This is a genomic window from Streptomyces sp. NPDC017991, from assembly GCF_044328075.1.
Taxonomy (GTDB): Bacteria; Actinomycetota; Actinomycetes; order Streptomycetales; family Streptomycetaceae; genus Streptomyces.
Map to the genome: position 1 here is coordinate 340,021 of NZ_JBIRGP010000007.1, position 26,088 is coordinate 366,108.

Here is a 26,088-nt window from a genome sequence, read left to right on the forward strand (position 1 = left end):
CTATCGCTATCGCTTCGAGAGCACGGTCAACTGGCCCTCGTTGATGGTCACTTCCTTGCCGCGCAGTACGACCTCGGCGCCCGCGCCGGTCGCGATGACCACGGCGTCCTTGGTGATGCGGATGTACGCGCCGCCCTGGGCCTGGAGCAGGATTCCCTGCTCGGCGCCGGCGGTGTCGCTCAGCACGAGCTTGTGCGCCAGCCGCGTCTGCACGACGACCGGCTTGTTCGGCGAGGACGCCGCCAGTTCGCGGCGCGCGTCGGGCGGCAGTTCCTCGGCGGCGCCGTACCAGCACCCCGTCCAGATGGGAAAGCTGGGATCCCCCTGCTCGAACTCCATCCAGACGCCCGCGCCGGGCGCCGGCACCACGAACTGTCCCGACTCGGGGCCGGTGAAGGGCAGGCAGGGTAGCGCCCAGGTCGACGGCTCGTCGCCCAGGACGTCGGGGACCTCGGCCCTGACGCGCCCGATCCGCAACGGATCGTCGTTGTCCACCACCCGGCCGCGGAACTTGCCGAGGTAGCGATTACCGGTTGCCGCCATGCTGAACTGCTCCTGCTCTGTCGGGTGTTGCCGGACGTCTCGCTGTGCGTCAGGGCCTGACGTAGGCGCTGCGCGCCTCAAGCCCCTCCCGCGAGACGGTGAAGTTCTGCTGGTACGAGCCCGGCCGCAGGTTGTGCGTGACGGACTTGACGTAGTAGTCGCCGTCGTACGCCCGTCCCGCGCCGCGGACGCCGACCAGTTGGCGGGGCTGGAGGATGTAGCCGTGCCGGTTGACGTCGAGCGAGCCGGAACCCGAGATGACGTCGGCGGACACGGCGGCCCGGGCGAGCAGTTCGGCCTCGGCCTGTTCGCGCTGCTGCTTGGCGGTGCCGGTGAGGGTGCGGCGTTTGAGGGCTGGGGTGGGGCGTTTGCCGAGCGGCGGGCGCAGGGGGCTGATCGGCGGCTGCGGCAGGAGCGTGGACTGGCGGGTCCCCGGGTCCTGCCAGCGGGCCTGCGGCTCTTCCCGCGCCGTCCCGTCGTACGAGAACGTCAGCTGGTCGACGGTGGAGTTGTTGTCCATGTTGACGTTGAGGGCGTGCTGGCGGATGCCGAGGCGGATCTCGGGTCCCCAGCGGGCGGACGACCGGCCCGGGGTGGGGCCGGGCTCCAGGTAGAAGGTGTAGCCGTTGGCGCGGGCCAGCTCGGTGACGTACTGGAGGTCGGTGCCCGTCTGGTAGTGGACGCGCAGGTCCTGGTGCGGGGGCTGGCTCACCTTCTCCTTGTAGACATCGGGTCGGATGCCGTAGTCGGAGTAGCGGCGCAGGATCGCGAGGACGCGGTCGGAGGGCGGGAGGTTGGGGTAACGGTCGGTCCGCTCCTCCAGGTCCATCAGCAGCGACAGGTCCTCGCCGGTGACGGTGAGCGTGGAGTGGCCCGGCTGGTTGCTGGCGCCGACCTCCTGGCGCACGATCAGCCCGTCGAGGAGCACGTCGGCGGTGCCCTTGACGCTCACCGAGACGATGATCCGGGTCTTCGGGTCGAAGAAGCCCTCCGGGAGCAGGGCGCGGTTGATGATCCCGTTCTTGGTGAGGTCGAAGGCGAGCTGGAAGCCGCTGCGTTCGCCGGCGGTGGCGGTGATCTGGGCGGAGAGCAGCGCTTCGGTGACCTCGGCGGGGACGGGGCGGGTGAGTTTCGGTCCCATGCGGAGGGTGATGTGTACGGGGCCCTGGCCCACGGGGACGTCAAACACGCCGCTCCCCCCTGCCGCCGGGAAGCGGCACCTCGATGACCTTGCCGGCCTCGTCGGTCAGCTCCCGCGGGTCGAGTACGGGGTTGGCGTCGGCGATCTGCCACCACTGGGCGGGGTCGCCGAAGTAGCGCTGGGCGAGGAGGTCGGGGCGGTCGCCGCTGCTGACGGTGTGCGGACGGGTCTCGTCGTCGAGCAGGTCGAGCTGATCGAGCGGGGGCAGCAACCGGCGCTTGACGTACCGGACTTCGGTCCCGTCCGCCTGTCGGTGTACACCGATCTCGGCGTCGTGGTAGCGGCTGGAGCGGGGGTAGGGGTGGGCGCCCGGGATGGCGTCCAGTGCGTTCTCGTAGGGCTCGATGTCTGCCATGGCCGCTGCTCAGCCCCTTCCGCTCAGGGTGCCCGCGGTGCCTGTGCCGGTGCCGAAGCTGCCTGCGCCGGTGAGGCCGAGTCCGCCGAGGCTGCCGCGGCGGGCGGCTGCCGCGAGGCGTTCCTTCTGGGCGAGGTGGGCCATGTAGAAGTCGGCGCCCAGGTGCCCGGCTGGCAGGTCGCTGACGGTGAGGACCTTCAGCCCGATGCTGAGCGAGGCCCTGATCGGGTTGAGGTTCACGTCGAACGCCGACTCATTGATGGACAGTTCGGTGATCCGCACGGGCATGACACGCTTGCTGCCCCAGGTGAAGAGGGTCAACGGCATCTCGATCGGGCTGATTTCGATGGCCCCCTTCTGCGAGAGCTTGGTGGCGTCACGCAGCTGCTGGGTCGTGGGCTGCACCAGCATTTCGAGCGTGGCGAGTTGCGGGTGGATGCCGTCGGGCGCGGCGACCTCGAATTGATCGGTGGCATCGATCTCGGCGGTGAACTTCCAGGTCTCCTGGGCAGGCCCTTTCAGCCGCAGGGCCTCATTGCGGTCCCCGGACCCGCTCCCCCCACCGCCGGAGTCTCCGCTGCCTCCCGCGGACTGGGGCGAGAGGGAGCGTTCGAGGGTGTCCGGGTTGAACTGCAGCACGATGATCCGCTGGGGTGTCCCGCGGTCGGGGTCGACCACGACTATTCCTGAGCGGATGGGTTTGGGGATGTCGGCGTAGCGGGTCATCGGCGGGCCTCCAGGCGGGCGGCCAGGGGACCATAGTCATGATCCGGAAAAAGGGTGGGGAACAGTTCGAGCATCCTCTCCAGCCGCGCGACAGTTTCGCGGAAAACGATTCCCTGCAAAGAGATATCAGTGAACAGGTACTGCCAACCGAATACACCCTTGGTAAGCACCAGCGCGTCGAGGTACTCGCAGTAAGAGGAGTCCATCCTGATCAGGTCAGAGTCGCGCCCCGGAGCAGTACTCAGGCGCATGTCGTAGTACCACATCTCAAGCGGGTCGACGTCATCCTGAATCCGGATGGCGGCGAAGTGCCCTGTTCCCGCATGCTGCGGAAAATCGATCACCCGGAGCTGCGAAAAAATCTCCAGGTCCCATTCGCTCGCGGTCTCCGCCGTGAACTGTGGAGCCGGCAGCAGAATGGAATCATAGAGATCCCGAATTCTGAATTCTCCACCGAGTTCGGGAGAGCCTTCCCTGGCGCGCCAACGACACGAAAGTTCCGTAAACCAGATATTGCATTCACGCAGCGAGCTCCCCAGGGCCACATCCTTGAATTCCTGGAAGAAGGTGATGATGTCCGGGTTTTCGGCGGGCCTCTCCAGGATGGGACCCTTGTCGGAGAAGTCGACATCAAGGGCGTCGCACTCCAGGATCGCGTCGAGCGAGTTCACATGATTCTGTTCACTGAGTGACAGGGGGCGCACTACAACTCCGTTCTGGGCGAAAGGTCTGAATTCTAGAATGGGAGCGGGCTTCCGCTCCGGCGGATGTCCGCAAGCCGTTTCTCGAAGTCCGGGAAGTAGGATTTCGACCTTCCCCCCTTGGCCATTCTCGCCTGCTCGTAACGGAGGATCGCCGCGACAAGCTCACCCACGCTCCTGACCTCTCGCACATTCTCCAGCTGGAATTTCTCGATCGCCTTGTACACGAGATCCGCGAACTCCGCAGTGATGTGAAGCAGGTGCTTCAACTGTCCCCTGGTGGCACTGTTGACGGTGATTTTTGACGCGCTTCCCGGCTGAGGAGGCTTTTCAGGGGTCGCGTGCTGCTCATGTGCACCACCCTTTGAGGCGTCCATCGTGACCCACTTGCTGGTGTTCTTGTGTTTCTGGAGCTCATGCCTGCCCCACCTGGCCTGCAGATAGCTGGGGAATCCGGTGTACGGACCGGGATGGTAGTTCACGCGAATGCGATACCAGATGGCCCTCTTGTTCGGCGCCGGCTCGCTCACCCCCAGATATCCGTACGCATGCTTCTCGATCTCATCCTTGAACTTGGTGTTCACAGACGGCCCTCTGGCAGGGACGAGGTTCGAGCCCAATGCTGGCCCGCCCAGCTGGTCGGAGAGCAGGTGCATGCGGACCCACCAGTTCGAAGGGTCGGTATTGAGCCCGTGCAGGTTGAGGTGCCGGAAACCTTCCGGCTCGTTGCGAGGTGCGGTGTCCGCACTTGATCCGTGACTGTTGGCGTACGCCTTGGTGATGTACCGCGCCTCGAAGTCATGGGCGAGTTCGTTGTTGGAGAACGCGGGCACCGTCGTGGCGGGCAGATCGGGGTCGCTCATGACGTCCAAATAGTCCTTGACGTCACCCTGCAGATTGTTCTTTCCCCGGATCACCGGCCTGCTGGGATTGAGTGTCGCAATCACAACGAAGTTCGGATCACCGCCAGCCCTCACCAGGCGGGTCAGCCTGAAGTGCTCCCGAAGCACGTTCAGCAGTTCCTGATGCTGCTGGGGCGAGACGCCGTCATCAAGGCGGTCACCGAGGATCTTGCGGATGCGCGCAACGATCGCGTCGAGACGTCTCTTCTTGGCGTCGTCGGAAGTCTCTTCTTCCTTCCTCTTATCCCTCTTCTCGTCCTTGCTCTGCCTACTCTTGGGGCCACCGTCCTTGTCATGCTTCGGCTTCTTGGCGGCACCCTTGTCCGACTTTGGTCTGCCCGGGTCTTCCTTGTCGCCGTCCTTCGGCCTCTTGGCATCCTGGTCCTTGCGCGCGCCCGGCGCCTTGCCGTCCTTCTTCGATTCGCCGGGGGCTCCCTTGTCGGACTTGGGCCTGCCCGGGCCGTCCCTGTCCGTCATGGGGTCCCTCGTAGGCTTCTCGGGGGTACTGGGCCGGGCGGGGGTCTTGTCGTCGGCGGACTTCGATGGCGACGAGCCCTGGTCCTCCTTGGGCCTGCCCGGGGTGTCGGTCTTCGGGTGGGGGCTCGGGGCCGGTTCGGGCTTCGGCTTCGGGTGGGGGGCCGGTTGGGGTTTGGGCTTCGGGGACGGGGTCGGGCGGGTGTCCGGCTTCTCGTCCTCCTTGGTCTTCGGGCGGCCGTTCTTGTCCTTGCCGGTGGGCCTCTTGGTGTCGGCCGTGGGCTTCGCCGGGGCCGCGGGACCGGGCTTGGGGGTGTCCTTGGCCGAGCCTTGGGGCATGGGCTTTGCCGGGTCCGCGGTCCTCGGTTTCTTCGGAGCGGTGGCCGTCGGCCTGGTCGGAGCGGTGGCCGTCGGCCTGGTCGGGGTGGATGTCGCGCCGGGCCTCGGGCTTGCCGTGGACGGACGGGGCCTTCCGGTGTCGCCCCGGTCGTCCGAGCCCTGGCCCGCCGGGGCCCTGCCGTCGGCGCCGCTCGGCTTCTCCTTGCCCAGTTTCGCGGCCACTCCCTTCAGGCGGCGGCCGACCTTCGCCACGTACTTGCCGATGCCGCTCAGCAGCGCCTCGTAGGCGAGTTCCAGAAGTGCGACGATGCCTGCCGCGACCGCCTTCGCGAAGAGGACGCCCGCGCCTCCCTGGCGGACCGCTCGCAGCCAGGTGATGACCGCGCCGATCGCGCGCAGGATCTCACTGAGGGCGCCGATCGCCGTGCGGATGGCGTCGATGACCGCCATCGCCCAGCCCGCCCCGGGGATGAGCTTGGCGATGACCTTCGTGATGACGATCTCGCCGATGATGAAGGGGAGTTGCGGGACGATCGCGTCCCACGTCTCCTTGACGATCCGCTCCAGGGTGAAGCCACCCTTGATCAGTTTGTCGATCATCGCCCTCGGAATGCCGATGATCTCCTCGATCTTCGACTGGAACCACTGCTTCACCGCCGCTTGGACCTCGCGGAAGAGGTGGTTCTTCGCCCCGTCCACGGCCGAGTTCTTCGCGCCGCTCAGCCAGCCGCCCGGGTCGGAGAGGAAGTCGACAGCGATCATCATGAACTCGCCGAGCGCGCTGAGGAGTTTGGAGGCGTACTCCAGGACCGTCTTCACCGCAGCGATCACGGCCTTGACCACATCGAGAAGCATTTTCCGCAGAATGCTCAGGATGCTGCCCAGCAGTTTCCCGATGGCGTTCAGCAGATCCGTGACGATCTGCTTCAGCATTTTCGCCAGCCGGTTCACCAGGGCGATCGCCGCCGAGATGAGGTCGGTGATGAACTTCCGTATACGAGCGGCCAGTTCGATTATTCCGCGGACCAGCGCCTTGGCGAACTCGATCAGGTCGTCGATCAGGTTCTTGATCGCGTCGACTATGAACTTGCGCGCCTCGTTGATCCAGCGTTCGACCGTGGCCTTGAAGTTCTTGATGAAACCGATGACCGCGTCTCGTGCCGCTCTGATGACGCGGACGATCGCGTTCTTGATCTCGATGACCTTCTCTTTGAGCCAGTCGAAGGCCTTGCTGATCCAGTTGCCGGACTCGTTGACGCTGTCGTCGCGCTTCTTCTCGGCGTCCTGTTCCGCCTTGGTGTTCGCGTCCTGGATCTTCTTGTCGCCGTCGTCCTTCTCCTTGGCGACGTCGTCGTCTGTCTTCTTCTCCTTGTCCTGGACGTCCTTACGGACCTTGTCGTGCCGCTCGGTCTTCTTCGTACCGAGGTTCTTGAGCTCCTCGTCCTGCTCCTTGCGCCAGTCGGCACGCTGAGCGGTCACATCCCCCAGCGCCTTCTCGCGCTCGCCCGCCTGGCTCTCGGTGTTCGCCGCGACCTCGGCGTCCACCTTCTGCTTGTGCTTCGCCTGCGAGTCGCGGAAGTCCCGGTCCTTGGTCTGCCGCCCCTCGGACACGCCCTTCTGGCCGTCGCTGAACGCCGCTTTGAACTGCGGGCCCCGGTCGTGCTCCGCCACCTCGGAAGCCGCCTCGGGAGGTACGGCCCCGGTGGACGCGCCGCCCTGCGGCACTCCGCCCTTGCCGCCCTCGGCGCCGGGCACCTTCGCTCTCAGCTGCTCCTTGGGAGCATCGGGGTAGACCTGGTTCTCGCCCATCGGGCGGGCCGCGTCGTCACGGCCCGTCGTGACGGTCTCCTGACCCTTGGTGTCGACCGCGGCGCCCTGTTCGCCGGCCGCGCCCTCCGCCTCGCCCTGCAGTTCCACGCCTGGCGCGTTGCCCGCCTGGGCCTGCTTGAGCGCCTCGTCCTTCGTCGGCAGCCCGGCGAACTTGGCGGCCAGTTCCTGCGCGTCCACCTCGAAACCGAGCTTGTCCGCGATCCAGCCGATCCCGAAGCCCAGGGCCATCTTGAACGTGTCCCAGCCGCTCGGCTCCTCCGCCTTCTCGGCCTCGATCTGGCCCTCGGGCTCCTTGGCGCCCTTGACCTCGGCCTTCTCCTCCTCGGGCGCCTCGGACTTCTGCGCCGGGTCCTGGGAGTACTGGGCCGGTGCGTCGGCCTTCGGCTTGCCCTGGAGGGTCTGGGGAGCGCCGGCGGGCCGCTGCATCGAGGGCGGTGCGGCCGCGAGTGCCTTGTGCTCGTCGCCGACGGTCCGGTCCACCGAGCCGCCCACCCCGCCCATGGCCTCAAGTGCCCGGTGGGGCTTCAGGTTCGAGGCCGTGGACAGGCCTGCTTCCGGGGACACCTGCGAGAGGTTCGGGGCCGGGGCCGAGTCCTTCTTGTTGCCTTTGCCCCGGGCGGCCGGCACAGCGGCGCTGCCACCGCCTCCACCGCCACCGCCTCCACCGCCTCCGCGCGATCCCTTGGCGGCGGGCGCCGACCTGGCCGCCGTGGTCCGGGAGGCGGGGGCGGCGGCGGTCTGAGCAGGCTCGGACTCGGACTCGGGCGCGGACTGAGAGGTGGCCTGGGGCGCCTTCGTGGGTTCCGGAGTCGCGGGCGCGGGTGTCTGTGCCGCCGAAGATTCCGTCGCCCCGGTCCCGCCCCCGCTCCCGGACGTGTTGCCGGAGACATGGCTGTCCCGTGCGGGAGACGCGGCCCCCGACTCCGCCACCGACGCGCTCGACCCCGCCGAGGACCCCGAGGACCCCGCAGGCCCCGCAGACGCCGAAGTCGACGACGCCTGCTGACCCGTAACAGCAGCCGAGCCCCCGCCGGCCCCCGCGGCCGGAGCCGGACTCGCCTGCGGAGAGGCCTTCTCCTGTGCTCCGCCCGACTTCTCGCCCCCGGCAGGAGTGCCCTTCTCCTCCTTGGCGGCCGTCTCCCGTACTTCTCCACCGCTCTCGGCGCCGCCCTCGGACCGGCCCGGTGCCTGCTGCACCGCCGTCTGTGCGGCCACCGGTCCGGCCTTGGGATCGGCACCGCTCTTCGGGTCCCTCGCCGGCACGCCCGACACGGACGGCGGCACGGCGGCCTGCTCCACCGAGAGGCCGCCGAACCGGCTGTCGCCCGGACCGGACTCCAGGCCGGCCTCCACCGAGCTCACGTCGGCAGGCTCGGTGACGTCCTCGGAATCGGACTCGGACTCTGCTTCGGGCTCCGCCGCCGCATCCTCCGCATCCTCCGCGTCCTCGGCGTCCCGTTCCGCCTGCACCTTGTCGGCCCTGGTCACCGGGGGCGCGGGGAACGACGGGACAGCCGCGGCGGCGCCCGAGGACGGGGCGGACGCGTCCACGGTCGGTATGCCGGACAGATCGGGATCATGCTCCGGGATGAAGTCCTCGGGCTGGAGCTTGATGTCCCAAGCGCTCTTCTCCTCGCCGCCGACCTCGACCTCGGACCCGCTGCCGGAGCCGAAGGGGTCCTCGTCGGCCGTCTCCTCGGGGCCTTCGAGATCCTGGTTGCGTACGCCGTCGAGTCGGCTGAGCCGGGCGGGCAGCTGGGTGTCCTTGCCGGCCACCGTGGGCGAACCCGTCGGCTTCGGCTGCCCGGCCTTGTCCGCCGGCTTGGGGGGCCGGCCCGCCACGAGCGCGTCGACGGCGCCCGGACGGTTCTTGGCGGCGGACTCCTCCTCGCTCGCCGCCGGTGTGCCCCGCTCGTCCGCGGCCTCCTTGTCCCCCTTGTCCCCCTTGTCCTCGCTGTTCTCCTTCTGCGCCCCGCCGCTCCTGCCGTTCTGGTCTCCGGCCGCGGCCCTGTCCTCTTCTACTTCCTTCTTCTCCGCCCCGCCCTGCCCGTCGGAGCCCTCTGTCGTCTTCTCACCGGGCTGCCGCGCGCCGGGGGGCTGTGTCGCCTCGGACGAAGTCGGCGGCTGCCCCGCGGGCCTGCCGCCACCCGGCTCGGCACCGCTGTTCTCCGGTGTGGAGCCCGCCGCCCCCTCCGCGCCCGACGGCTCCTTCTCCGGCCCCGGCGCCTCCCCGGACCTCCCCTCCTCCGCCTGCTCCGCCTCGGCCGAACGCCGCTCGCTCTCCCTCCGAAGCCGCACTTCCTCGGCCGCATCGGCCTCGACCGCCGGGGTCTCGTACGAGTCGGGCTCCTCCGGGAGGTCTCCGTCGGCCTCGATCTCCTCGACCAGGTCGAGCACCCGGTCGTGCTCCGAGCCGAGCAGCCGGTCCTCCAGCCGGTCCAGCACACCGTCCAGCAACTCGGCCGGCAGTCGGGCGAGTTGGTGGCGCGTGCGCTTGGAGCGGTCCTCCGGGTCGCCGCGCAGTGAACGCACGACGGAGTTCGTCAGCCGGTCCACGAGGGTCGCCGGGTCGATCTGCTCCAACCGGTTGCGGTCGGCGTCCACGGTGGCGTACCGCAGCCAGCCGGGCGTGGCCTGCCCCGGCGCCATCTCAGGGGCGGACTCCTGCGCGGACTGCGCGGCGGCCGGACGTACGAGGTCCTGGGCGGCCGATTCCGCCTCCTGTTCGATCGCCTGCTGCGGAAGGCTCACCGCGCCGAGTTCGCGCCCGGCACGCAACGCGCCGAGGCCGTCCGGGTTCTGCACGGTGTGCAACAGCTCGTGGGTGAGCAGGCGCCTGCCGTCGGCCGTGCCGGGGCGATAGGCGCCCTCACGGAAGAAGACGTCCTGGCCGACCGCGACGGCCTCCGCGCCGAGCAGCTCGGTCAGCTGCCCGGCGTCCCGCCCGGTGTGCAGCCGTACGCGGCTGAGGTCGTGGCCGAGCTGTTCCTCCAGTTCCCGCCGTACGCCGACGTCGAGCGGCTGTCCCGCGCCGCTGACGATGTCCTTCGGCTCGGGTGCCCGGGCCTTGGCCGCGCGCTCCTTGCGCTTGCGGCGCCGCTGTTCGGCGGCCTGCTCCGAACGGGCGTCCTGGGTCGAGGAGTTGCCACTCACGGGGCCTGCACCTCCCCCTCGCCGGAGAGGCCCGCGTGCACGGCCCGTGCCAGCTCCTGGCCGAGCCGTCGCGCCGACAGGCCGGCGGGCAGCGGGGGCAGTCCGGACAGCGCGTCCAGGGTGACCGCGTCCCGCCCGGCGGCCAGCGGCACGCCGTGTTCCCGTACCAGCCGGGTCAGTTCGTGCTCGAAGGCTGCGGACACCCGGTCGGGGTCCACCCGGAAGCCGTCGAGGACGAGCTCACCGATGTCCACCCGGATCGCGTCCGGCTGCCGCCCCGCTTCGCTGAAGTGGCCCTTGCCCACGCCCCCGTTCACGTCGTTCACACCCATCCGCGGACCTCCCCGGGTGTGAGCGAGCGCTCCAGCTTCAGGTACTCGGTGCGGGCCGCCGCGAGCATGTGCCGCATCTGCAGTCGGTCGCCCTCCTCCGCGGCGAGGAAGGCGCCGGAGAGGGCGATGTTGCGGATCGAGCCGCCCGCGACGGTCAGTTGGGCCAGCAGCTCCGGCTCGATGCCCTTGACCGGGGTCTGCGGCGGCAGCACCCGGCGCCAGATCTCGGCGCGCTCGTGCTCGGCCGGGAACGGGAAGTCGACGACGAACCGGATCCGTCGCAGGAACGCCGTGTCCAGCGCCTTCTTCATGTTCGTGGTGAGGATCGCGAGACCCCGGTACGCCTCCATGCGCATGAGCAGGTAGCTGACTTCGAGGTTGGCGTACCGGTCGTGGCTGTCCTTGACCTCGCTGCGCTTGCCGAAGAGGGCGTCGGCCTCGTCGAAGAGGAGGAGCGCGCCCCCGCGTTCGGCGGCGTCGAAGACGCGGCGCAGGTTCTTCTCGGTCTCGCCGATGTACTTGCTGACCACCTGGGACAGGTCGATGACGAAGAGGTCCAGGCCCAGTTCCTTGGCCATGACCTCGGCCGCGAGGGTCTTGCCGGTGCCCGAGCCGCCCGCGAAGAGCGCGGTGACTCCGAGGCCCCGGCGCAGGGTCGCGGCGAAGCCCCACTCCTGGTGGACCGTTGCCCGCTGCCGTACGTGCGCGACGATCTCCCGCAGCACGCTCGTCTGCCGCTCGTGCAGCACCAGGTCGCCCCAGCCCGCGTCCGGCTCGATACGGCGGCCCAGTTCGTCCATGCCGATCCGGGCCTCGTTCAGCCCGGCCCGCCAGGCGAGGAGCGCGGGGTCCTGCTCGTCCTCGGCCGGCAGATCACGGCGTACGGCGGCCGCGGCGGACCGTACGACGTGGGGCGGCAGCTGGAACTGGGCCACCAGCGAGCGCAGTTCCCCCTCCCCGATGACGACGACGTCCTCGAACGCGTCCGTCCACAGGCCCAGTTGTTCCTCGTCGTCCAGGCTCGGCACCGTCACCCGTTCGCCGCGCGCCCGCTCGGACCGACGCGGGTCGGAGCTCGACACGACGACGGGTACGGCGGCCCCGGCGAGGAACGCGTCGGTCGCCGCGTGCTGGTCGCGGTCGAGTTCGCCCGCCTCCACGAGCAGGGCGGCGGGCAGCAGGATCGCCTCGCGCTGCCACAGCCGGGCCAGCAGGTCGCGGTCGCCGGGGGCGGTCGGGATGTCCTCGGCGTTCATCGCGTACAGGGCGAGCCCGGAGCGGGCCGCGGCGGCGGCGGCGATGTCGGCCCGACTGCGCAGGTCGCCGCCGACCACCTCGACGAGCAGCGGCGCGTCGGGCCGCGCGCCCGTCGTCCAGCCCGCGGCGACCCGGCTCGCGGCCAGCTCGTACGACGGCGGAAGCTCCTCGGGGACCGGCGCGCGGCGCAACTGGCCGTGCAGGCGCGCGTCCAGATAGGGCGAGCCGAGAAGGAAGTGCAGGACACGTTCGTCGAGCCGCAGCCGGGACAGGGTCAGAGGCAGGGGCAGGGTTTGACGCGAGTCGTCGGACGGCTCCACGATCCGCCAGCGGCGCAGGGGCGCGACCGGGGTCAGCGCGCTCCAGTGCGGCTCGGCGAGCGCGGCCAGGGCGAGCGAGAACGTGGGGTACGCGCGCTCCGGGTCCCCGCTCGCCGCAGCACAGCGGACGGCGGTCGTGGCGTCCAACTCGCAGGCGGCGGTGAGGAGTACGAGGTCCCGCTCGAACGGGGTGAGCCCGAAGCAGCCGACCAGCGCGTCGAGGGGCCCCGTCCCCGGACCCGCCGCACCGGCCGCACTCGCTGCACCGACCGGATGCCGTACGGAACCGCCGGCGCCGCCTTGACCGACATCTGCGCCGGCGTCTGCGCCGACATCTGCGTCGGCATCTGCACCGGCACCCGTGCCGGCCGATGGGCCCGCCGATGCCGCAGCCGCCTCGTTCGCACGGGACGCGCCGGACACGCGGGCCGCGTGCGCGTCGACGCGCGCGAGGACGCGCCCGATCTCCGAGGTCAGCGTCGGGCTGCCGCTCCCTGCGCTCTCCTCGCCCGGCTCGTGTCCGACCATGCCCTCACCTGCCCCCGTCGTCCGCATCCCGCCTCACCGCTCCGTGCGGCCGGGACCGCCGTCGGGGGTCGCGGAGTCCGTCGGGGTCACGGGCGCCGGGGCCGCGGGCGTCGTGCCCTTGGCCGCGCCGCGCGGGGACTTGCCCCCCTGGGACGCCTGGGTCGACTTGCCGGGCTGCGCCCCCTTGCGGGTACGGGTACGGGCCGGTGCCTTGGCCGCAGCCGTCACCGGCGCCTTCGCGGAGGTCGTCCCGGTCGCTGTCCCGGCCGATGCCTTGGCCGATGTCCCGGCCGGTTCCTTCGCGGCGGTGGCTTTGACGGGCGCGCTGCCGTTCGGCGCGCCGGACGCGTCGGCCGCCCCCGGCGCAACCGGCACATCGGACCCCCCGGGCACACCCGGCGCACCCGGCGCCCCGAACGGCAGCACCCGTACCGTCGACCGCTCCACCGGCTTCGCCGCCACCGGTGTCTCGCGGCCCTCGATCAGGACGAGCGCCGCCTGGTAGACCACCGAGAGCGTGTACGGGGTCTGGTGGAGCATCCCCCAGAGCTTCGAGGTCTCGTCGATGTCCATCACCGTGGGCGTGAACCGCACCCGCTGCGCCGACTCGGCGAGGTCACTGTCCGCCAAGTACGGCTTCTCCCCCGCCAGTTCGATGATGTCCAGCGGCAGGACGGGGATCTCGTGCAACGTGCGCACGACGGAGCCGATCAGCCGCTGGCCGACCAGTTGCGTCTCGTCGCCGTACGCGCTGATGAGGAAGTGCAGGTCCAGCGCCGCCGCCGCGCGCTTGAGCAGCGTGCCGTCGGAGGCGCGCGTGGGCAGGTCGGCGCCGCGCTGCGAGGTGTTCGGAGTGACCTGGTAGAGGAAGACCGTGACCGTGGGATCGGCGGGCGGGTCGGCCGACGGCTTGCGCGGCTCGACCTTGACGGCCACGTCGATCTCGGGCTGCAGGTTGGCCTCGATCAGCAGGGCGAGGGCCTGGGTGACGTGGGCGATGGCGAGTGCGTTGCTCATGGCGTCAGTTCCTCGGTCCCACTGGTCCGCTGCTCCCCTGGTCCACTGCTCGGCTGCTCCACTGCTCCGCCGGTCGGCTTGTCCGTCGACCAGTTGGTCCGTCGGTCGTCCGGCCCACCGATCGGCCCGCAGGTCGGCCCGCAGGTCGGTCCGCGGAACGGTCGTCCGTTCGTCGTGTCCCCGCGTGCTTCACTCGCGCCCCCTCGCCAAGTAGTCCGTCAGACTCACGGTCGCCGCCGGTCGGCCGGGGGCGGCGGGCCGACGGCTGCCGCCGGCCGGGGCCGCACCCGCCGCCGTCACTTCGAGGCGCCCGATCTGCACCTGGACCACCTGTTCGCCGCCACGCCCGGAGCGCCGGCCTGTGGCCTGCCGTACGGCGTCGCGGGCCGCCGCCGTTTCCGCGGCGCCGGGTCGCAGCGCGGCGGACCCGGCGGCGGGAGAAGCGACGCCCGTGCCCGAGGGGAGGGGCACGGACACCGCGCTCGGGGAGGAAGCCCGCTCAGGCTCGCCCCGTCGGGCGGAACGCCGCACGGAGTCGGCGACGGGCCGCGCCGCCGGTACGACCTCGGCGGCGGGCCGCAGCAACGGCACCTCGGGCAGGTCCCGCGACACGCGCCGGGGCGCCGGCGCCTCGGACACCGGCCGCCCGGCCTGTACGACGGTCCGCTCGCGCTCCGTACGGAGCTGGACCTCGCGCACGGTCGGGGCCGCCAAGTCCGGTTGCGACAGGCCCCGTTGGGGTGCGGTCGGCCACAGTGGTCCTGCCGTGTCCGGCTCGGGCGCGGTGGCGCGTACCGCCTCGGCCCGTTCGAAGGGGCCGGCCAGCCGCGGTCGCAGCCGCACCACGTCCGCGGGCGGCACGGCGGCCGGGGTGTGCCGGGCGAGCAGCCGGTCGAAGAAGTCGGGCGCCCTTGACACCCGCTCCTGCTCGGGGCGTCCGCCCAAGGGGTCAGACATCGGCACACAGCTCCAGGTAGTAGCGGCGCCGCAGCGGGCTCAGCGCCAGGATCTCCGGCTCGCTCCAGCCGTAGGCGGTGGCGAGCAGGTGGACGTCGAGGAGTACGTCGCGCGCCCAGGCGTCCAGTTCGGTCCACAGGTAGGAGGCGATGTCGAGTTCGGCGCGGGTGGCCGCTCCGCACTCGGGGCAGTTGACGTTGAGCGTGAGGTCGGCGCCCGGGTCGGCCTCCTGAGCCGCCTCGGCGAGCCGGCGCCGCACCGCCTCGGGCAGCGCGTCGGCGGACATGTCCGCTCCGTGGCGTACGGCCGAGACGACGCACCGCTCCAGCAGGGCCAGGCGGGGTTCCGGGTGCCGGGCCGCCGCCGTCAGGTCGGCGGCACTCGGCACCCGGAGTTCGATCTCCCAGCCGTCCTCGGCGACCCGCACCGAGGCCGGGGCGGGGCTGCCTGTCGACCGGGCCAGTTCCCGTGCGTCCAGGTCGAATTCCATGTCCTCGCCGCAGGCGGAACAGCCGAGACGGACCTGCATCCGTTCGCCGAACAGGGTCCGGCGCAGCGCGAAGAGGTCCGCCTCCCGCTCGCCCACCGGCAGCGCGGACAGCGTCTCGGCGCCGGTGTCCGGGCGGGCCGCCCGGTGCAGCAGCAGGGCGCGTCCGGACGGGGCCTGGACAAGCCCGGTCTCCCAGGTGGTGAGTAGTTCGGCCGCCCGAGTGATCGTCATGCCCGCCCCCCCGTTCCGTACTGGCCGTACCGGCCGCCGCTGCCCCAGCTGCCCCCGCAGCCCTTGCCGTCCCCGCAGCCCTTGCCGTCCCCGCTGTCGTGCGGGCTCCCGCCGGTCAGGCGGGGTTCAGGAACGAGGGCTCCTCCGGCTCGGGCACCTCGTAGTCCCGCTCCCAGCCCTCGCATTCGAGCTTCAGCGACTGGATGGCCACCGCGTTGGCGTTGGCGTCCAGTTCGCCGAGCACCTGGTACTCGCTGGGCCAGGTCCGGTAGAGCTTGTGCGAGACGGCCACCTGACCGGCCTCGTTGAGGACCTGGATCACGATGTCCTTGCGGAAGTCGGCGAGGGACACCTCGGAGCCGAGGCCCGCGCCGACCTGCCAGACCTTGTTGGCCCAGCGGTCGAACTCGGCGTCGTGCGTGACCCCGCGTTCCAGCGTGATGCCCTCGAACTCGGAGCGCCCCGGGGACTTGCGCGGGGAGCTGGGGTCGCCGCCGTGCCGGTGCTTGACGACCTCGGTGGTCCGCTTCAGTGGACTGATCTTGCTGATGCCCGCGACCGTACGACCGTCCCACAGCACGAGGAACTTGAAGTTCTTGTAGGGGTCGAAACGCTGGGCGTTGACAGTGAACTCAGCCATCGGTTTCCTTCACGTTCTCCCTCGCCGGCTTGTCGGTTCTAGAGCTCGAACTGCCCGGACGTCTGCTGGATCCTCACGACGACGAACTCGGCCGGTTTGACCGGTGCGATGCCGACCAGGACGTTGACCACGCCGTTCGCGATGTCCTCGTCCGTCGTGGTGTCGCGATCGCACTTGACGAAGTACGCCTCGCGCGGTGTGCCGCCCTTGAAGGCGCCCTGCCGGAAGAGCGTGTGCAGATACGAGGAGGCGCCGAGGCGGATCTGCTGCCACAGGTTCTCGTCGTTGGGCTCGAACACGACCCACTGCAGGCCGCGTTGCAGGCTCTCCTCGACATGCAGGGCGAGCCGTCGCACGGGCACGTACTTCCACTCGCTGTCGAGCGCGTCGGAGCCCTCCAGGGTGCGCGCGCCCCAGACGAGCGGGCCCACCATCGGCAGGGTGCGCAGGCAGTTGACGCCGAGCGGGTTGAGCAGTCCGCTCTCGCGGTCGGTGAGGTCGACCGTGAGCGAGTGGACGCCCGCGAGCCGTGCCTCGGTGCCGGCCGGCGCCTTCCACACACCGCGCTCGGCGTCCGTGCGCGCGTAGACCCCCGCGACCGCGCCCGACGGCGGGAAGGAACGCAGCCGTCCGGTGAGCGGGTCGGTGAGCTGAAGATGCGGGAAGTACAGGCCCGCGTGGTTGCCGCGGACGGTGTCGAAGGCGGCGAGTCCGGCGCGGGCGGTGTCCACGCTGACCCAGGTGCCGGGCGCGTCGACGAGCAGGAAGATCCGCCGCTCCTCGCAGAGCCGCTGGGCCGCGGAGACGACCGTGAGCGCGTCGTCGGTCGACTCGTACGCCGCGAGTTCCGGCAGGACGAGCAGATTGACGTCCGCGACCCCGCGCAGCGCCTGGAGGCCGGTCTTGCCGGCCTCGCTGCCGATGAGGTCGCGCGGGCCGGGTGCCTCGCCGTCCTCACCGTCCTCCAGCGGGAAGACGGGCGGGTTGACGGAGGCTTCGAGGCCCAGGTCGTTGGCGCACTCGCCGACGAACCTGACGACGTCCTCGGGGTCGGTGGAACCGGCGACGACCTGGAGGCGCCTGCCGAAGGCGGTGACCTCGGCGCCCGCGAAGGCGTGCCGCCCCGGTGCGTCGGGCAGCGCCCGCAGCTTGCGTTCGAGCAGCAGGGCCAACTCGGCCACGGTGGACGGGGATTCGCCGTCGAAGTCGGGGTCGTACAGCGTGAACTCGCGCTCGACGTCACCGATCTTGACGGTCAGGTCGACGGCGAGGTTCGGCAGTTCGTGCCCGAACGGCTTGGAGACGGTGCCGGACGGGTCGGGCCGGCCCTCGCCCACGGCCTCGACGCGGACGAGCCGCGACCCTGCGTTCATGACGGTCGGCGCGTACCGGCCGTGGGAGGTGTCCATGGACAGCCCGGTGAAGCTCTCCCGGGCCCGGCCCCTGGCGTCGTACACCCGCAGGTTGAAGGTCTCGTCCGGGCAGGACGTGTCGTGGTCGACGGCGACGCGCAGGCCGTTGCCCCACACGCCGGGTTCCTTGGCGTGCACGTCGAGGACCGCGCTCCCGCTGTGGCCCTCGGTGGACTCCAGGGTGACGCGGGCGGCCTTACCGCTGTTCGCTTTGGCGACCCGGACGATCACGGCGACCGTGCCGCCGTTGCCGAAGAACTGGTGCACCGCGTAGCCGACGGCGCTCCGCGAGCTCAGGCCCCCGAAACGGCGCTCGAACTCGGTGAAACTCGTGACACGCACCGGCTCGTTCAGCGGGCCGCGCCGGGTGTGCCCCACGAAGGCGGTCACCGAGGTGGTGACGGTCGATACGGTCCGTGCGCCGCTGGGAAGTTCTTCGACGTAGACGCCGGGATACGTCGGCCTGGCAGTGTTCACCGCGGTCATCGGCATTCCCCCTCCTCATCAGATCTCGGGCACCGGATGACATGCACCAAGAGGCGGCAGAGGGGGCGGTCACGTCCGGCGCACGCGGAGATCTCCGGTCGTGCGGAAGAAGGCACGCCGGTCCACGGCACCGCATCAGTCCCCCGTCAGTGCCCCGGCCGGACGGCCGTCCGGGGTCAAGCAGCTCGCTTGTGACTCCTGATGCTCAAGTGCTCGATCCACCGTGGTGGCTATGCAGTTGCGTATGCAAGGCGTGTTCACGCCACCCCTGAAGGAGATTCGATGAAGGGCACCGCGCACAGCTCGCACACGATGTACTCGTGTCGGGGCGCCTGATTCACGGATCCGCCACAGGCCGTGGTGCAGCAGAATGGAGCGCATGTCCCGACGCACCCCGCAGTCTCGCAACCAGCGCCGTTCCGCTCCCGCGCGCAACCCCTCCTGCCCTTGCGGTCTTGCGGAGACGTACGAGGAGTGCTGTGGCCGGTTTCACCGGGGTGAGGGTGCGGCGCCGACCGCCGAGGCCCTGATGCGCTCGCGCTACTGCGCGTTCGTCAGGCGCGACGAGGCATACCTGCTGCGCACCTGGCACCCCCGCACCCGCCCACCTCACCTGGACCTTGACCAGGCGACACGCTGGACAGGCCTGGAGATCCTCGCCACAACAGAGGGCACGCCCTTCCACGTCACCGGCACGGTGACCTTCAGAGCGACTTACGCCGGCGGCTCACTGCACGAACGAAGCCGCTTCGAGCGCGCGGAAGGCGCATGGGTATACGTGAACGGAGACGTGTCTTAGGGATGTCTCAGGGGCGCAGCCCCAGGGGCGCGGGGAACGGCGCAGCCTTTTGGCTTCGGCCCCAGGGGCGCGGGGAACGGCGCAGTCTTTCGCTGTGGGGGGCGCAGCCCCCAGGGGCGCGGGGAACGGCGCGACCAGCCGCGACGCACCCGCAGCCGACACCGAGTCGGGACATGTCAGCCCTCCGGGCTGAGAATGTCCAACTCCTGCAGCGCACCCAGCACGACCTCCCGCGTCAACGCCTCCGCCCGCACGGCGTCACCGGCCCGCACCGCCTCAGCGACCTGCACATGCAGGGTCACCGCCGCGGGATCGGGATCCTCGAACATCACCTGATGATGCGTACGCCCGGCCAGCACCTCGGCCACCACGTCCCCGAGCCGCGCGAACATCTCATTGCCGGAGGCGTTCAGCACGATCCGGTGGAAGGCGATGTCGTGGACGAGATACCCCTCCAGCTTGTGGCCGCGTGAGTGCGCCACCATGCCGAGCGCGCACTCGGTCAGCTCGGCACACTGCTCGGCCGTGGCGTGCTTCGCGGCCAGCCCCGCCGCGACGGGCTCCACGGCACAGCGCAGCACGGTCAGCGAGCGCAGCTGGCGCGGCCGGTCGGCGCCCGCCAGACGCCAGCGGATGACCTGCGGATCGTAGACATTCCACTCGTTCGCGGGACGGACGGTCACGCCGACCCGGCGGCGGGACTCCACGAGGTGCATCGACTCCAGGACGCGGACGGCCTCGCGCATCACCGAGCGTGACACCTCGAAACGCTGCGCCAGTTCGTCCGTGCGCAGAACGCTGCCCGGGGGGTACTCGCCCGCGGTGATCGAGGGACCGAGGCGTTCCAGTACATGGCCGTGCAGCCCCCGGCCCGGTGTGCTCATGGGTTCAGGGTACGAGGGAGAGAGCCAGAACAAAAAGTCAGACTTATACGTCACAGCCTCTTGAATTCATCTGACCTATGGGTTTCAGTGTCGTGACGGATGCGGCACCTGACATTCATCCGCCATCCGATGTCGAAGAAGACAGCGAGGCAGTTATGACTACCCCCCACGTCGTCGTGGTGATGGGCGTGGCAGGCACGGGCAAGACCACCATCGGGCCCCTGCTTGCGGACCGGCTCGGCGTTCCCTACGCCGAGGCCGACGACTTCCACCCCGAGGCCAACATCGCCAAGATGTCGGCCGGTACTCCGCTCACCGACGAGGACCGCCTGCCCTGGCTGGACGCCATCGGCGCCTGGGCCCACGGGCGGGCCGGACTCGGCGGCGTCGTCAGCTGCTCCGCGCTGAAGCGTGCTTACCGGGACCGGCTCAGGGCAGCCGCTCCCGACGTCGTCCTCCTTCACCTCACCGGTGACCGCGAACTCATCGAGGACCGGATGGCACACCGCGAGGGCCACTTCATGCCCACGGCGCTCCTCGACTCCCAGTTCGCCACCCTCCAGCCGCTCCAGGCGGACGAGACGGGTGTCGCCGTGGACGTCGTCGGCACCCCCGACGAGATCACCGAGCGAGCCGTGACCGCGCTGGACGGCCTCGCCCGCTGAAAGCCCCGCCCCCTGCGGGGCGCCCCTCCCCTCTCCCCTCCCATGCAAGGAAACGCACCGTGACCAGACTCAGCGTCGAGATGCTGGCAGCGGATCCCGTCGAGCCGATCACCTCGGCGGGCCATGCTCAGCTGGGCATCGCCGTACTGGCGGGCATCGCCGTCATCGTCCTGCTCATCACCAAGTTCAAACTGCACGCCTTCCTCGCGCTGACCATCGGGTCACTGGCGCTCGGCGCCTTCGCCGGGGCACCGCTCGACAAGGCGATCACCAGCTTCTCGGCCGGTCTCGGTTCGACCGTCGCCGGTGTGGGCGTGTTGATCGCGCTCGGCGCGATCCTCGGCAAGCTGCTCGCGGACTCCGGCGGCGCCGACCAGATCGTCGACACCATCCTCGCCAAGGCGGGCGGTCGCTCGATGCCCTGGGCGATGGTGCTGATCGCCTCGGTGATCGGGCTGCCGCTCTTCTTCGAGGTCGGCATCGTCCTGCTCATCCCGGTCGTCCTGATGGTGGCCAAGCGCGGCAACTACTCGCTGATGCGCATCGGCGTCCCGGCGCTCGCGGGCCTGTCCGTGATGCACGGGCTGATCCCGCCGCACCCCGGTCCGCTGGTCGCGATCGACGCCGTCGGGGCGAACCTCGGTGTCACCCTCGCCCTCGGCATCCTCGTCGCCGTCCCCACCGTGATCATCGCGGGGCCCGTCTTCTCGAAGTACGCGGCCCGCTGGGTGGACGTCCCGGCGCCGGAGAAGATGATCCCCCAGCGCGCCTCCGAGGACCTGGAGACGCGTCCCGGTTTCGGCGCCACCATCGCCACCGTGCTGCTGCCGGTCGTGCTGATGCTCGCCAAGGCGCTGGTGGACATCGTCGTCGACGACCCGACGCACATGGTCCAGCGGGTCTTCGACGTGATCGGTTCCCCGCTGATCGCCCTGCTCGCGGCCGTGATCGTCGCCATGTTCACACTCGGCCGCGCGGCCGGGTTCACCAAGGGCCGGATGTCCTCGACCGTCGAGAAGTCGCTCGCCCCCATCGCGGGCATCCTGCTGATCGTCGGCGCGGGCGGCGGCTTCAAGCAGACGCTGATCGACTGCGGGGTGGGCCAGATGATCCTGGACATCTCCAAGGACTGGTCGATCCCCGCGCTGCTGCTGGCCTGGCTGATCGCGGTGGCGATCCGGCTCGCGACCGGTTCCGCGACCGTCGCCACCATCTCGGCGGCCGGTCTGGTGGCTCCGCTGGCGGCCGACATGTCGACCACGCACACCGCGCTGCTCGTCCTCGCGATCGGAGCCGGTTCGCTGTTCTTCAGCCATGTGAACGACGCCGGGTTCTGGCTGGTCAAGGAGTACTTCGGCCTGAGCGTCGGCCAGACCATCAAGACCTGGTCGGTCATGGAGACCATCATCTCGGTGGTCGCCGGAGGCCTGGTGCTGCTGCTGTCGCTTGTGATCTAGCCGGGCACAGGAGCACGGCCCCGAGAAGTACCGCACGAAGGAGCAGTACGGCGATGACCCACCCCCTCTTCGACATCGGCGGCCGTACGGCGCTGGTCACCGGGTCCAGCCGGGGCATCGGCCTCGCGCTGGCCCGGGGCCTGGCGGAGGCCGGCTGCACGGTCGTGCTGAACGGCCGCGACACCGGACGCCTCACCGAGGCCGCGGCGCAGCTGCCCGGCCAGGTCCACACGGTCGCCTTCGACGTGACCGACGGTCCGTCGGTGGCCGCCGGGATCGCGGACGTCGAGGCGCGGGTGGGTCCGCTGGACATCCTCGTCAACAACGCCGGAATGCAACTGCGGTCCCCGCTCCTGGAGTTCACCGACTCCGACTGGCACCGCATTCTCGACACCAACCTGACCAGCGCGTTCCTGGTGGGCCGCGAGGCCGCCCGGGGCATGACCGCGCGCGGTCACGGCAAGATCGTCAACATCTGCTCCCTGCAGAGCGAGGTGGCACGGCCCGGCATCGCGCCGTACGCCGCCACCAAGGGCGCGCTGAAGATGCTCACCAAGGGCATGTGCGCCGACTGGGGCCCGCACGGGGTGCAGGTGAACGGCCTCGGCCCCGGCTACATCGAGACCGAACTCACCCAACCCCTCGTCGACGACCCGGAGTTCAGCGCCTGGGTCCGCCGCCGGACCCCGGCCGGCCGCTGGGGGCGTACGGAGGATCTGGTCGGCGGCGTGCTGTTCCTCGCCTCCCCTGCGGCGGACTTCGTCAGCGGCCAGATCCTCTACGTGGACGGCGGCATGACCAGCGTCCTGTGAAGAGACTCATCCGCAGAGACCGAAAGGGGCTCCCGTGCTCGGTTGCGTGATCCACGGCCGGGGCGACCTCCGGGTGGACGAACTCCCCACCCCCTCCCCCGGTCCGGGCGAGGCACTCGTCGCCGTGCGCTACGGCGGCGTGTGCGGGTCCGACCTCCACTACTGGCGGCACGGCGGGGTGGGCGACTTCCGGCTCCGCGAACCGATGGTCCTCGGCCACGAGATCGTGGGCACGGTCCTCGCGTACGGAGCCGGCGCCGACGGAACTCCCGCCCCGGGTACGGCTGTCGCGGTGCACCCCGCCACCCCGTGCGGAGTGTGCCCGGAGTGCACGGCCGGCCGCCGGAACGTGTGCCGTGACACCCGCTACCTCGGCAGCGCGGCCCGCACCCCTCACGTACAGGGCGGGTTCGCGGCACAAGTCGTGGTGCCCGCCGACCAGTTGAGATCACTGCCCGCGGATCTCCCGCTGCGGCGGGCCGCGCTGGCCGAACCGCTCTCGGTCGCCCTGCACGCGGTGCGCCGGGCCGGTGACGTGCGCGGGAAGCGCGTCCTGGTGACCGGCGCCGGCCCCATCGGCTGCCTGGTCGTCGCGGCGGCGAAGGCGGCGGGGGCCGCGCACGTGACGGCGACCGACCTGCTGCCGCGGGCACTGGAGTACGCGGTGGCCGCGGGCGCCGACTCCGCCGTACGCGCGGACGAGCCGTCCTCCCCCGGCCGGCCGGCCGAGGTGGACACGGCGGTCGAGGCGTCCGGGGTCGCGGCCGGTCTGGACACCTGTCTGCGCCTCGTACGGCGCGGCGGGGTCGTGGTCCAGCTCGGCATGCTCCCGCCCGGCCGGAGCGCCTTCCCCGGCAACCTGCTGGTCAGCCGGGAGATCGACCTCCGGGGAGCGTTCCGCTTCGACGAGGAGTTCGACGAAGCGCTCACGCTCCTGGCGAGGGAGCCACGCTTCGACCACTTGATCAGCGCGGTGATCCCCCTCACCGAAGCGACGTCAGCCTTCACCCTGGCGGCGAACAGAGCGGAGTCCTGCAAGGTACTGCTGGATTTCAGCCCCGAGAGCACCTCTTAGGGGCGCGGGGAACGGCGCAGTCCTGTCGCTTTCAGGGGCGCGGGGAACGGCGCGACCAGCCACCCACAACGCGCCACTTCCGATCACCCCAGGAACCGCACGAGCCCCCCAGAAGTCTCCCTCCACGCAAGTGATCACCATTCGCAGCGGAAGAGAGAGCCACCTTGCACAGCTCGATCCCCCACCCCAGCCGCCGAACCGCACTCTCCCTGGGCGCGGCCGCGACCGCGACCACCGTCCTGGCGAGCACCGCGACCCCGGCCGCCGCCGCGGACACGCCCCACATCGTCGAACCCGGCATCGTCGAAGCCCTCGCCGAGCTGGAGCGGGCCCACGACGCCCGCCTGGGCGTCTACGCCCGCAACACCGCCACAGGCGTCACCGTGCGGTACCGCGCGGACGAGACCTTCCCGATGTGTTCGGTCTTCAAGACCCTCGCCGCCGCGGCCGTCCTGCGGGACCTCGACCGGCGCGGCGAGTTCCTGGGGCTGCTGATCCGGTACACCGAGCAGGACCTCAAGGACGCGGGGGGCTCCCCCGTGACGGGCCGGGCGGACAACCTCGCCAACGGCATGACCGTCGCCGCCCTGTGCCACGCGGCCATGGCGCACAGCGACAACGCCGCGGCGAACCTGCTGCTGCGCGAACTGGGCGGCCCGACCGCGATCACCCGCTTCTGCCGCTCGATCGGGGACACCACGACCCGCCTCGACCGATGGGAGCCCGCGCTGAACACGACCGAGCCGTGGCGTACGACGGACCTCACCAGCCCCGCCGCCGCCGGGCGGACGTACGCGAAGCTCGCCCTCGGTGACGCGCTCGTGCCCCGGGACAGGCGGCAGCTGACCGAGTGGCTGCTGGCCAACACCACCAGCACGAATCGTTTCCGCGCGGGCCTGCCCGCGGACTGGGCGCTCGGCGACAAGACGGGTACGGGCAGGTACGGCACGACCAACGACGTGGGCATCGCCTGGACCCCGGGCGGGGCACCGGTCGTGCTGTCGGTCCTGTCCACCAAGTCGGCCCCGGACGCCCCGATGGACGAAGCACTAGTCGCCGGCGCCGCCGAACTCCTGGCGGCGACGCTCAACGACTAGGGCGTGCGGTCGGTCACGGCCGCCAGAGCGGGTGCTCCCGCTTCGCCCACTCCCTGCTGACCGAGCCCGTCCGCAGTCCCCGCCGGGACTCCGGGCGGGCGAGGGCCATCCCGATGTGCCCCGCGAGGACGAGTCCGATGGTCAGCGCGAGCCAGTCGTGGACGAAGGTCGCGCTCGTGCGCCAGACCAGCGGGGCGAGGTGCGTGAACCACATCAGCAGCCCCGTGCCGACCATGACCAGGACGGCCCCGGCGATCCAGGCCGCGTACGTCTTCTGTCCGGCGTTGAACTTCCCGGCCGGCCGGGATTCGGGCCGGGCGTCCCGGCGCAGCGCGGAACGCAGCCAGACCCGGTCGTGCGGTCCGAAGCGGTTGAGGAGCCGCAGGTCCGCCCGGAAGGCGCGCGACGCGAGCCCGGCGAGGACGGGCACCGGAAGCAGCAGCCCGGACCATTCGTGCAACCGCACGACCAGCTCGCGGCGGCCGACGAGTTCGGCGAGCTGGGGCAGGTAGAGGCAGCCCGCGGTCAGCACGCACAGCCCCATCAGGAGGGCCGTGGTCCGGTGCACCCAGCGTTCGGCGGGCGTGAAGCGGCGGACCCGCAGCGCACCCGCGAGACGCTCCCCGGCGGCCGGTCCCCCGGAGGCGTCCGTCTCGGACTGTGTCTCAGACGGTGTCTCGGGCGATGTCTCAGGTGGTCTCATCGTCACGTCCGTTCGACCGGCCGACCCATGCGTCCACGTCGTAACCGCGCTCTTCCCAGTAGCCGGGGCGGACGTCCTCGGTGACGGTGATGCCGGAGAGCCACTTCGCCGACTTGTAGAAGTACATGGGGGCCACGTAGAGGCGGACGGGGCCGCCGTGGGCGTGGTTGATGTCCTTGTCCTGCATACGCAGGGCGACGAGAACGTCGGCGCGGCGGGCCTGGTCCAGCGTCAGGCTCTCCGAGTACGCCCCGTCGAAGCAGGTGAAGCGCACCGCCCCGGCCGAAGGGCGCACCCCTGCGGCGTCCAGCAGCCGGGACAGGCGTACCCCTTCGAAGGGGGTGTCGGGCACCCGCCAGCCGGTGACGCACTGGACGTCCCGGACCATCCGTGTCTGCGGCAGGGCGCGCAGGTCGGACAGGGTGTACGTACCGGGGTGGTCGACCAGGCCGTCGATCTTCAGGCGGTAGGAGTCCTCGTCCTTGTGCGGGACGGAGGAGGTGACCGAGTAGTAGCGGAAGCCGCCGCCGTTGGGGAGCAGGCCGGTCAGACCGGTGGGGTCCTTGTCGGCGGCGCCACCGAGGAAGGACTCCAGGCCGCGCTGGAGGGTGGGCGCGGTCACCACGCCGAGGGCGCCGAGTCCGAGCACCCCGAGCATGAGCCGGCGCCCCACCGGGGCGCCCCCCTCTTCGGGACCGCCCG

22 protein-coding genes are annotated in these 26,088 nt (G+C 70.7%); 6 read left to right on the forward strand and 16 right to left on the reverse strand.

What is annotated here, in order from left to right:
- Positions 1 to 6: 6 nt before the first annotated feature.
- From ACH4DZ_RS22590 to ACH4DZ_RS22650, 13 genes are all read right to left on the reverse strand, one after another.
- Positions 7 to 543 carry a phage baseplate assembly protein V gene (locus tag ACH4DZ_RS22590; protein ID WP_398289048.1) on the reverse strand — a complete coding sequence of 179 codons (537 nt, stop codon included), beginning with the start codon at positions 541 to 543 and terminating at the stop codon, positions 7 to 9.
- Positions 544 to 592: 49 nt separating this feature from the next.
- Positions 593 to 1,732, reverse strand: a complete 1,140-nt coding sequence (locus ACH4DZ_RS22595; RefSeq protein ID WP_398289049.1) for a hypothetical protein — start codon at positions 1,730 to 1,732, stop codon at positions 593 to 595.
- A complete protein-coding gene (locus ACH4DZ_RS22600; protein ID WP_398289050.1) occupies positions 1,725 to 2,099 on the reverse strand; it encodes a hypothetical protein in 375 nt (124 codons plus the stop codon). Before ACH4DZ_RS22600 ends, ACH4DZ_RS22595 begins: the two co-directional genes overlap by 8 nt.
- A 9-nt stretch (positions 2,100 to 2,108) precedes the next feature.
- Entirely contained in the window at positions 2,109 to 2,825 is a 717-nt protein-coding gene (locus tag ACH4DZ_RS22605) for a hypothetical protein (protein WP_398289051.1), read from the reverse strand.
- Positions 2,822 to 3,496: a hypothetical protein gene (locus tag ACH4DZ_RS22610; protein ID WP_398289052.1), complete on the reverse strand. Its 675-nt coding sequence runs from the start codon at positions 3,494 to 3,496 to the stop codon at positions 2,822 to 2,824. Before ACH4DZ_RS22610 ends, ACH4DZ_RS22605 begins: the two co-directional genes overlap by 4 nt.
- A gap of 65 nt (positions 3,497 to 3,561) precedes the next feature.
- Positions 3,562 to 10,224, reverse strand: coding sequence for a DUF4157 domain-containing protein (locus ACH4DZ_RS22615; protein WP_398289054.1), 6,663 nt, complete (start codon positions 10,222 to 10,224; stop codon positions 3,562 to 3,564).
- Positions 10,221 to 10,556, reverse strand: coding sequence for a hypothetical protein (locus ACH4DZ_RS22620; RefSeq protein ID WP_398289055.1), 336 nt, complete (start codon positions 10,554 to 10,556; stop codon positions 10,221 to 10,223). Before ACH4DZ_RS22620 ends, ACH4DZ_RS22615 begins: the two co-directional genes overlap by 4 nt.
- Complete coding sequence (locus tag ACH4DZ_RS22625; protein ID WP_398289056.1) at positions 10,547 to 12,661, reverse strand: ATP-binding protein; 2,115 nt, start codon at positions 12,659 to 12,661, stop codon at positions 10,547 to 10,549. The genes ACH4DZ_RS22620 and ACH4DZ_RS22625 overlap by 10 nt, the downstream gene beginning before the upstream one ends.
- A gap of 33 nt (positions 12,662 to 12,694) precedes the next feature.
- Positions 12,695 to 13,678, reverse strand: a complete 984-nt coding sequence (locus tag ACH4DZ_RS22630) for a Pvc16 family protein (protein ID WP_398289057.1) — start codon at positions 13,676 to 13,678, stop codon at positions 12,695 to 12,697.
- A 189-nt stretch (positions 13,679 to 13,867) separates the two neighbouring features.
- Positions 13,868 to 14,635, reverse strand: a complete 768-nt coding sequence (locus tag ACH4DZ_RS22635; protein WP_398289058.1) for a hypothetical protein — start codon at positions 14,633 to 14,635, stop codon at positions 13,868 to 13,870.
- Entirely contained in the window at positions 14,628 to 15,356 is a 729-nt protein-coding gene (locus tag ACH4DZ_RS22640) for a hypothetical protein (RefSeq protein ID WP_398289059.1), read from the reverse strand. Before ACH4DZ_RS22640 ends, ACH4DZ_RS22635 begins: the two co-directional genes overlap by 8 nt.
- Before the next feature lie 115 nt (positions 15,357 to 15,471).
- Positions 15,472 to 15,996 (reverse strand): phage tail protein, encoded by a 525-nt coding sequence (locus ACH4DZ_RS22645; RefSeq protein WP_398289060.1) that lies wholly within the window; start codon positions 15,994 to 15,996, stop codon positions 15,472 to 15,474.
- Positions 15,997 to 16,034: 38 nt separating this feature from the next.
- Positions 16,035 to 17,900, reverse strand: coding sequence for a phage tail sheath family protein (locus ACH4DZ_RS22650; protein WP_398289061.1), 1,866 nt, complete (start codon positions 17,898 to 17,900; stop codon positions 16,035 to 16,037).
- A gap of 373 nt (positions 17,901 to 18,273) precedes the next feature.
- Between ACH4DZ_RS22650 and ACH4DZ_RS22655 the strand changes: the two genes are divergently transcribed.
- Complete coding sequence (locus ACH4DZ_RS22655) at positions 18,274 to 18,693, forward strand: YchJ family protein (protein WP_398289063.1); 420 nt, start codon at positions 18,274 to 18,276, stop codon at positions 18,691 to 18,693.
- A gap of 176 nt (positions 18,694 to 18,869) precedes the next feature.
- Here ACH4DZ_RS22655 and ACH4DZ_RS22660 read toward each other — a convergent pair whose 3' ends face one another.
- Positions 18,870 to 19,577, reverse strand: a complete 708-nt coding sequence (locus tag ACH4DZ_RS22660) for a FadR/GntR family transcriptional regulator (RefSeq protein WP_398289064.1) — start codon at positions 19,575 to 19,577, stop codon at positions 18,870 to 18,872.
- 155 nt (positions 19,578 to 19,732) lie between these two features.
- Between ACH4DZ_RS22660 and ACH4DZ_RS22665 the strand changes: the two genes are divergently transcribed.
- The 5 genes from ACH4DZ_RS22665 (at position 19,733) to bla (ending at position 24,683) form a co-directional block, all read left to right on the forward strand.
- On the forward strand, positions 19,733 to 20,242 hold the full coding sequence (locus tag ACH4DZ_RS22665) for a gluconokinase (RefSeq protein ID WP_398289065.1): 510 nt from the start codon (positions 19,733 to 19,735) through the stop codon (positions 20,240 to 20,242).
- A 59-nt stretch (positions 20,243 to 20,301) separates the two neighbouring features.
- A complete protein-coding gene (locus ACH4DZ_RS22670) occupies positions 20,302 to 21,699 on the forward strand; it encodes a gluconate:H+ symporter (RefSeq protein ID WP_398289067.1) in 1,398 nt (465 codons plus the stop codon).
- Positions 21,700 to 21,752: 53 nt separating this feature from the next.
- Positions 21,753 to 22,511: an SDR family oxidoreductase gene (locus tag ACH4DZ_RS22675; protein WP_398289068.1), complete on the forward strand. Its 759-nt coding sequence runs from the start codon at positions 21,753 to 21,755 to the stop codon at positions 22,509 to 22,511.
- Positions 22,512 to 22,545: 34 nt separating this feature from the next.
- The gene (locus tag ACH4DZ_RS22680; protein ID WP_398289069.1) at positions 22,546 to 23,586 is read left to right on the forward strand and encodes an L-idonate 5-dehydrogenase; all 1,041 of its coding nucleotides are present in this window, start codon (positions 22,546 to 22,548) and stop codon (positions 23,584 to 23,586) included.
- A 164-nt stretch (positions 23,587 to 23,750) separates the two neighbouring features.
- Complete coding sequence (gene bla / locus ACH4DZ_RS22685; RefSeq protein ID WP_398289070.1) at positions 23,751 to 24,683, forward strand: class A beta-lactamase; 933 nt, start codon at positions 23,751 to 23,753, stop codon at positions 24,681 to 24,683.
- Positions 24,684 to 24,696: 13 nt separating this feature from the next.
- On the opposite strand, the gene ACH4DZ_RS22690 is transcribed toward bla, so the two are convergent.
- On the reverse strand, positions 24,697 to 25,386 hold the full coding sequence (locus ACH4DZ_RS22690) for a cytochrome b/b6 domain-containing protein (RefSeq protein ID WP_398289071.1): 690 nt from the start codon (positions 25,384 to 25,386) through the stop codon (positions 24,697 to 24,699).
- Positions 25,373 to 26,044 (reverse strand): molybdopterin-dependent oxidoreductase, encoded by a 672-nt coding sequence (locus ACH4DZ_RS22695; protein ID WP_398289227.1) that lies wholly within the window; start codon positions 26,042 to 26,044, stop codon positions 25,373 to 25,375. Before ACH4DZ_RS22695 ends, ACH4DZ_RS22690 begins: the two co-directional genes overlap by 14 nt.
- Between the last annotated feature and the right edge of the window lie 44 nt (positions 26,045 to 26,088).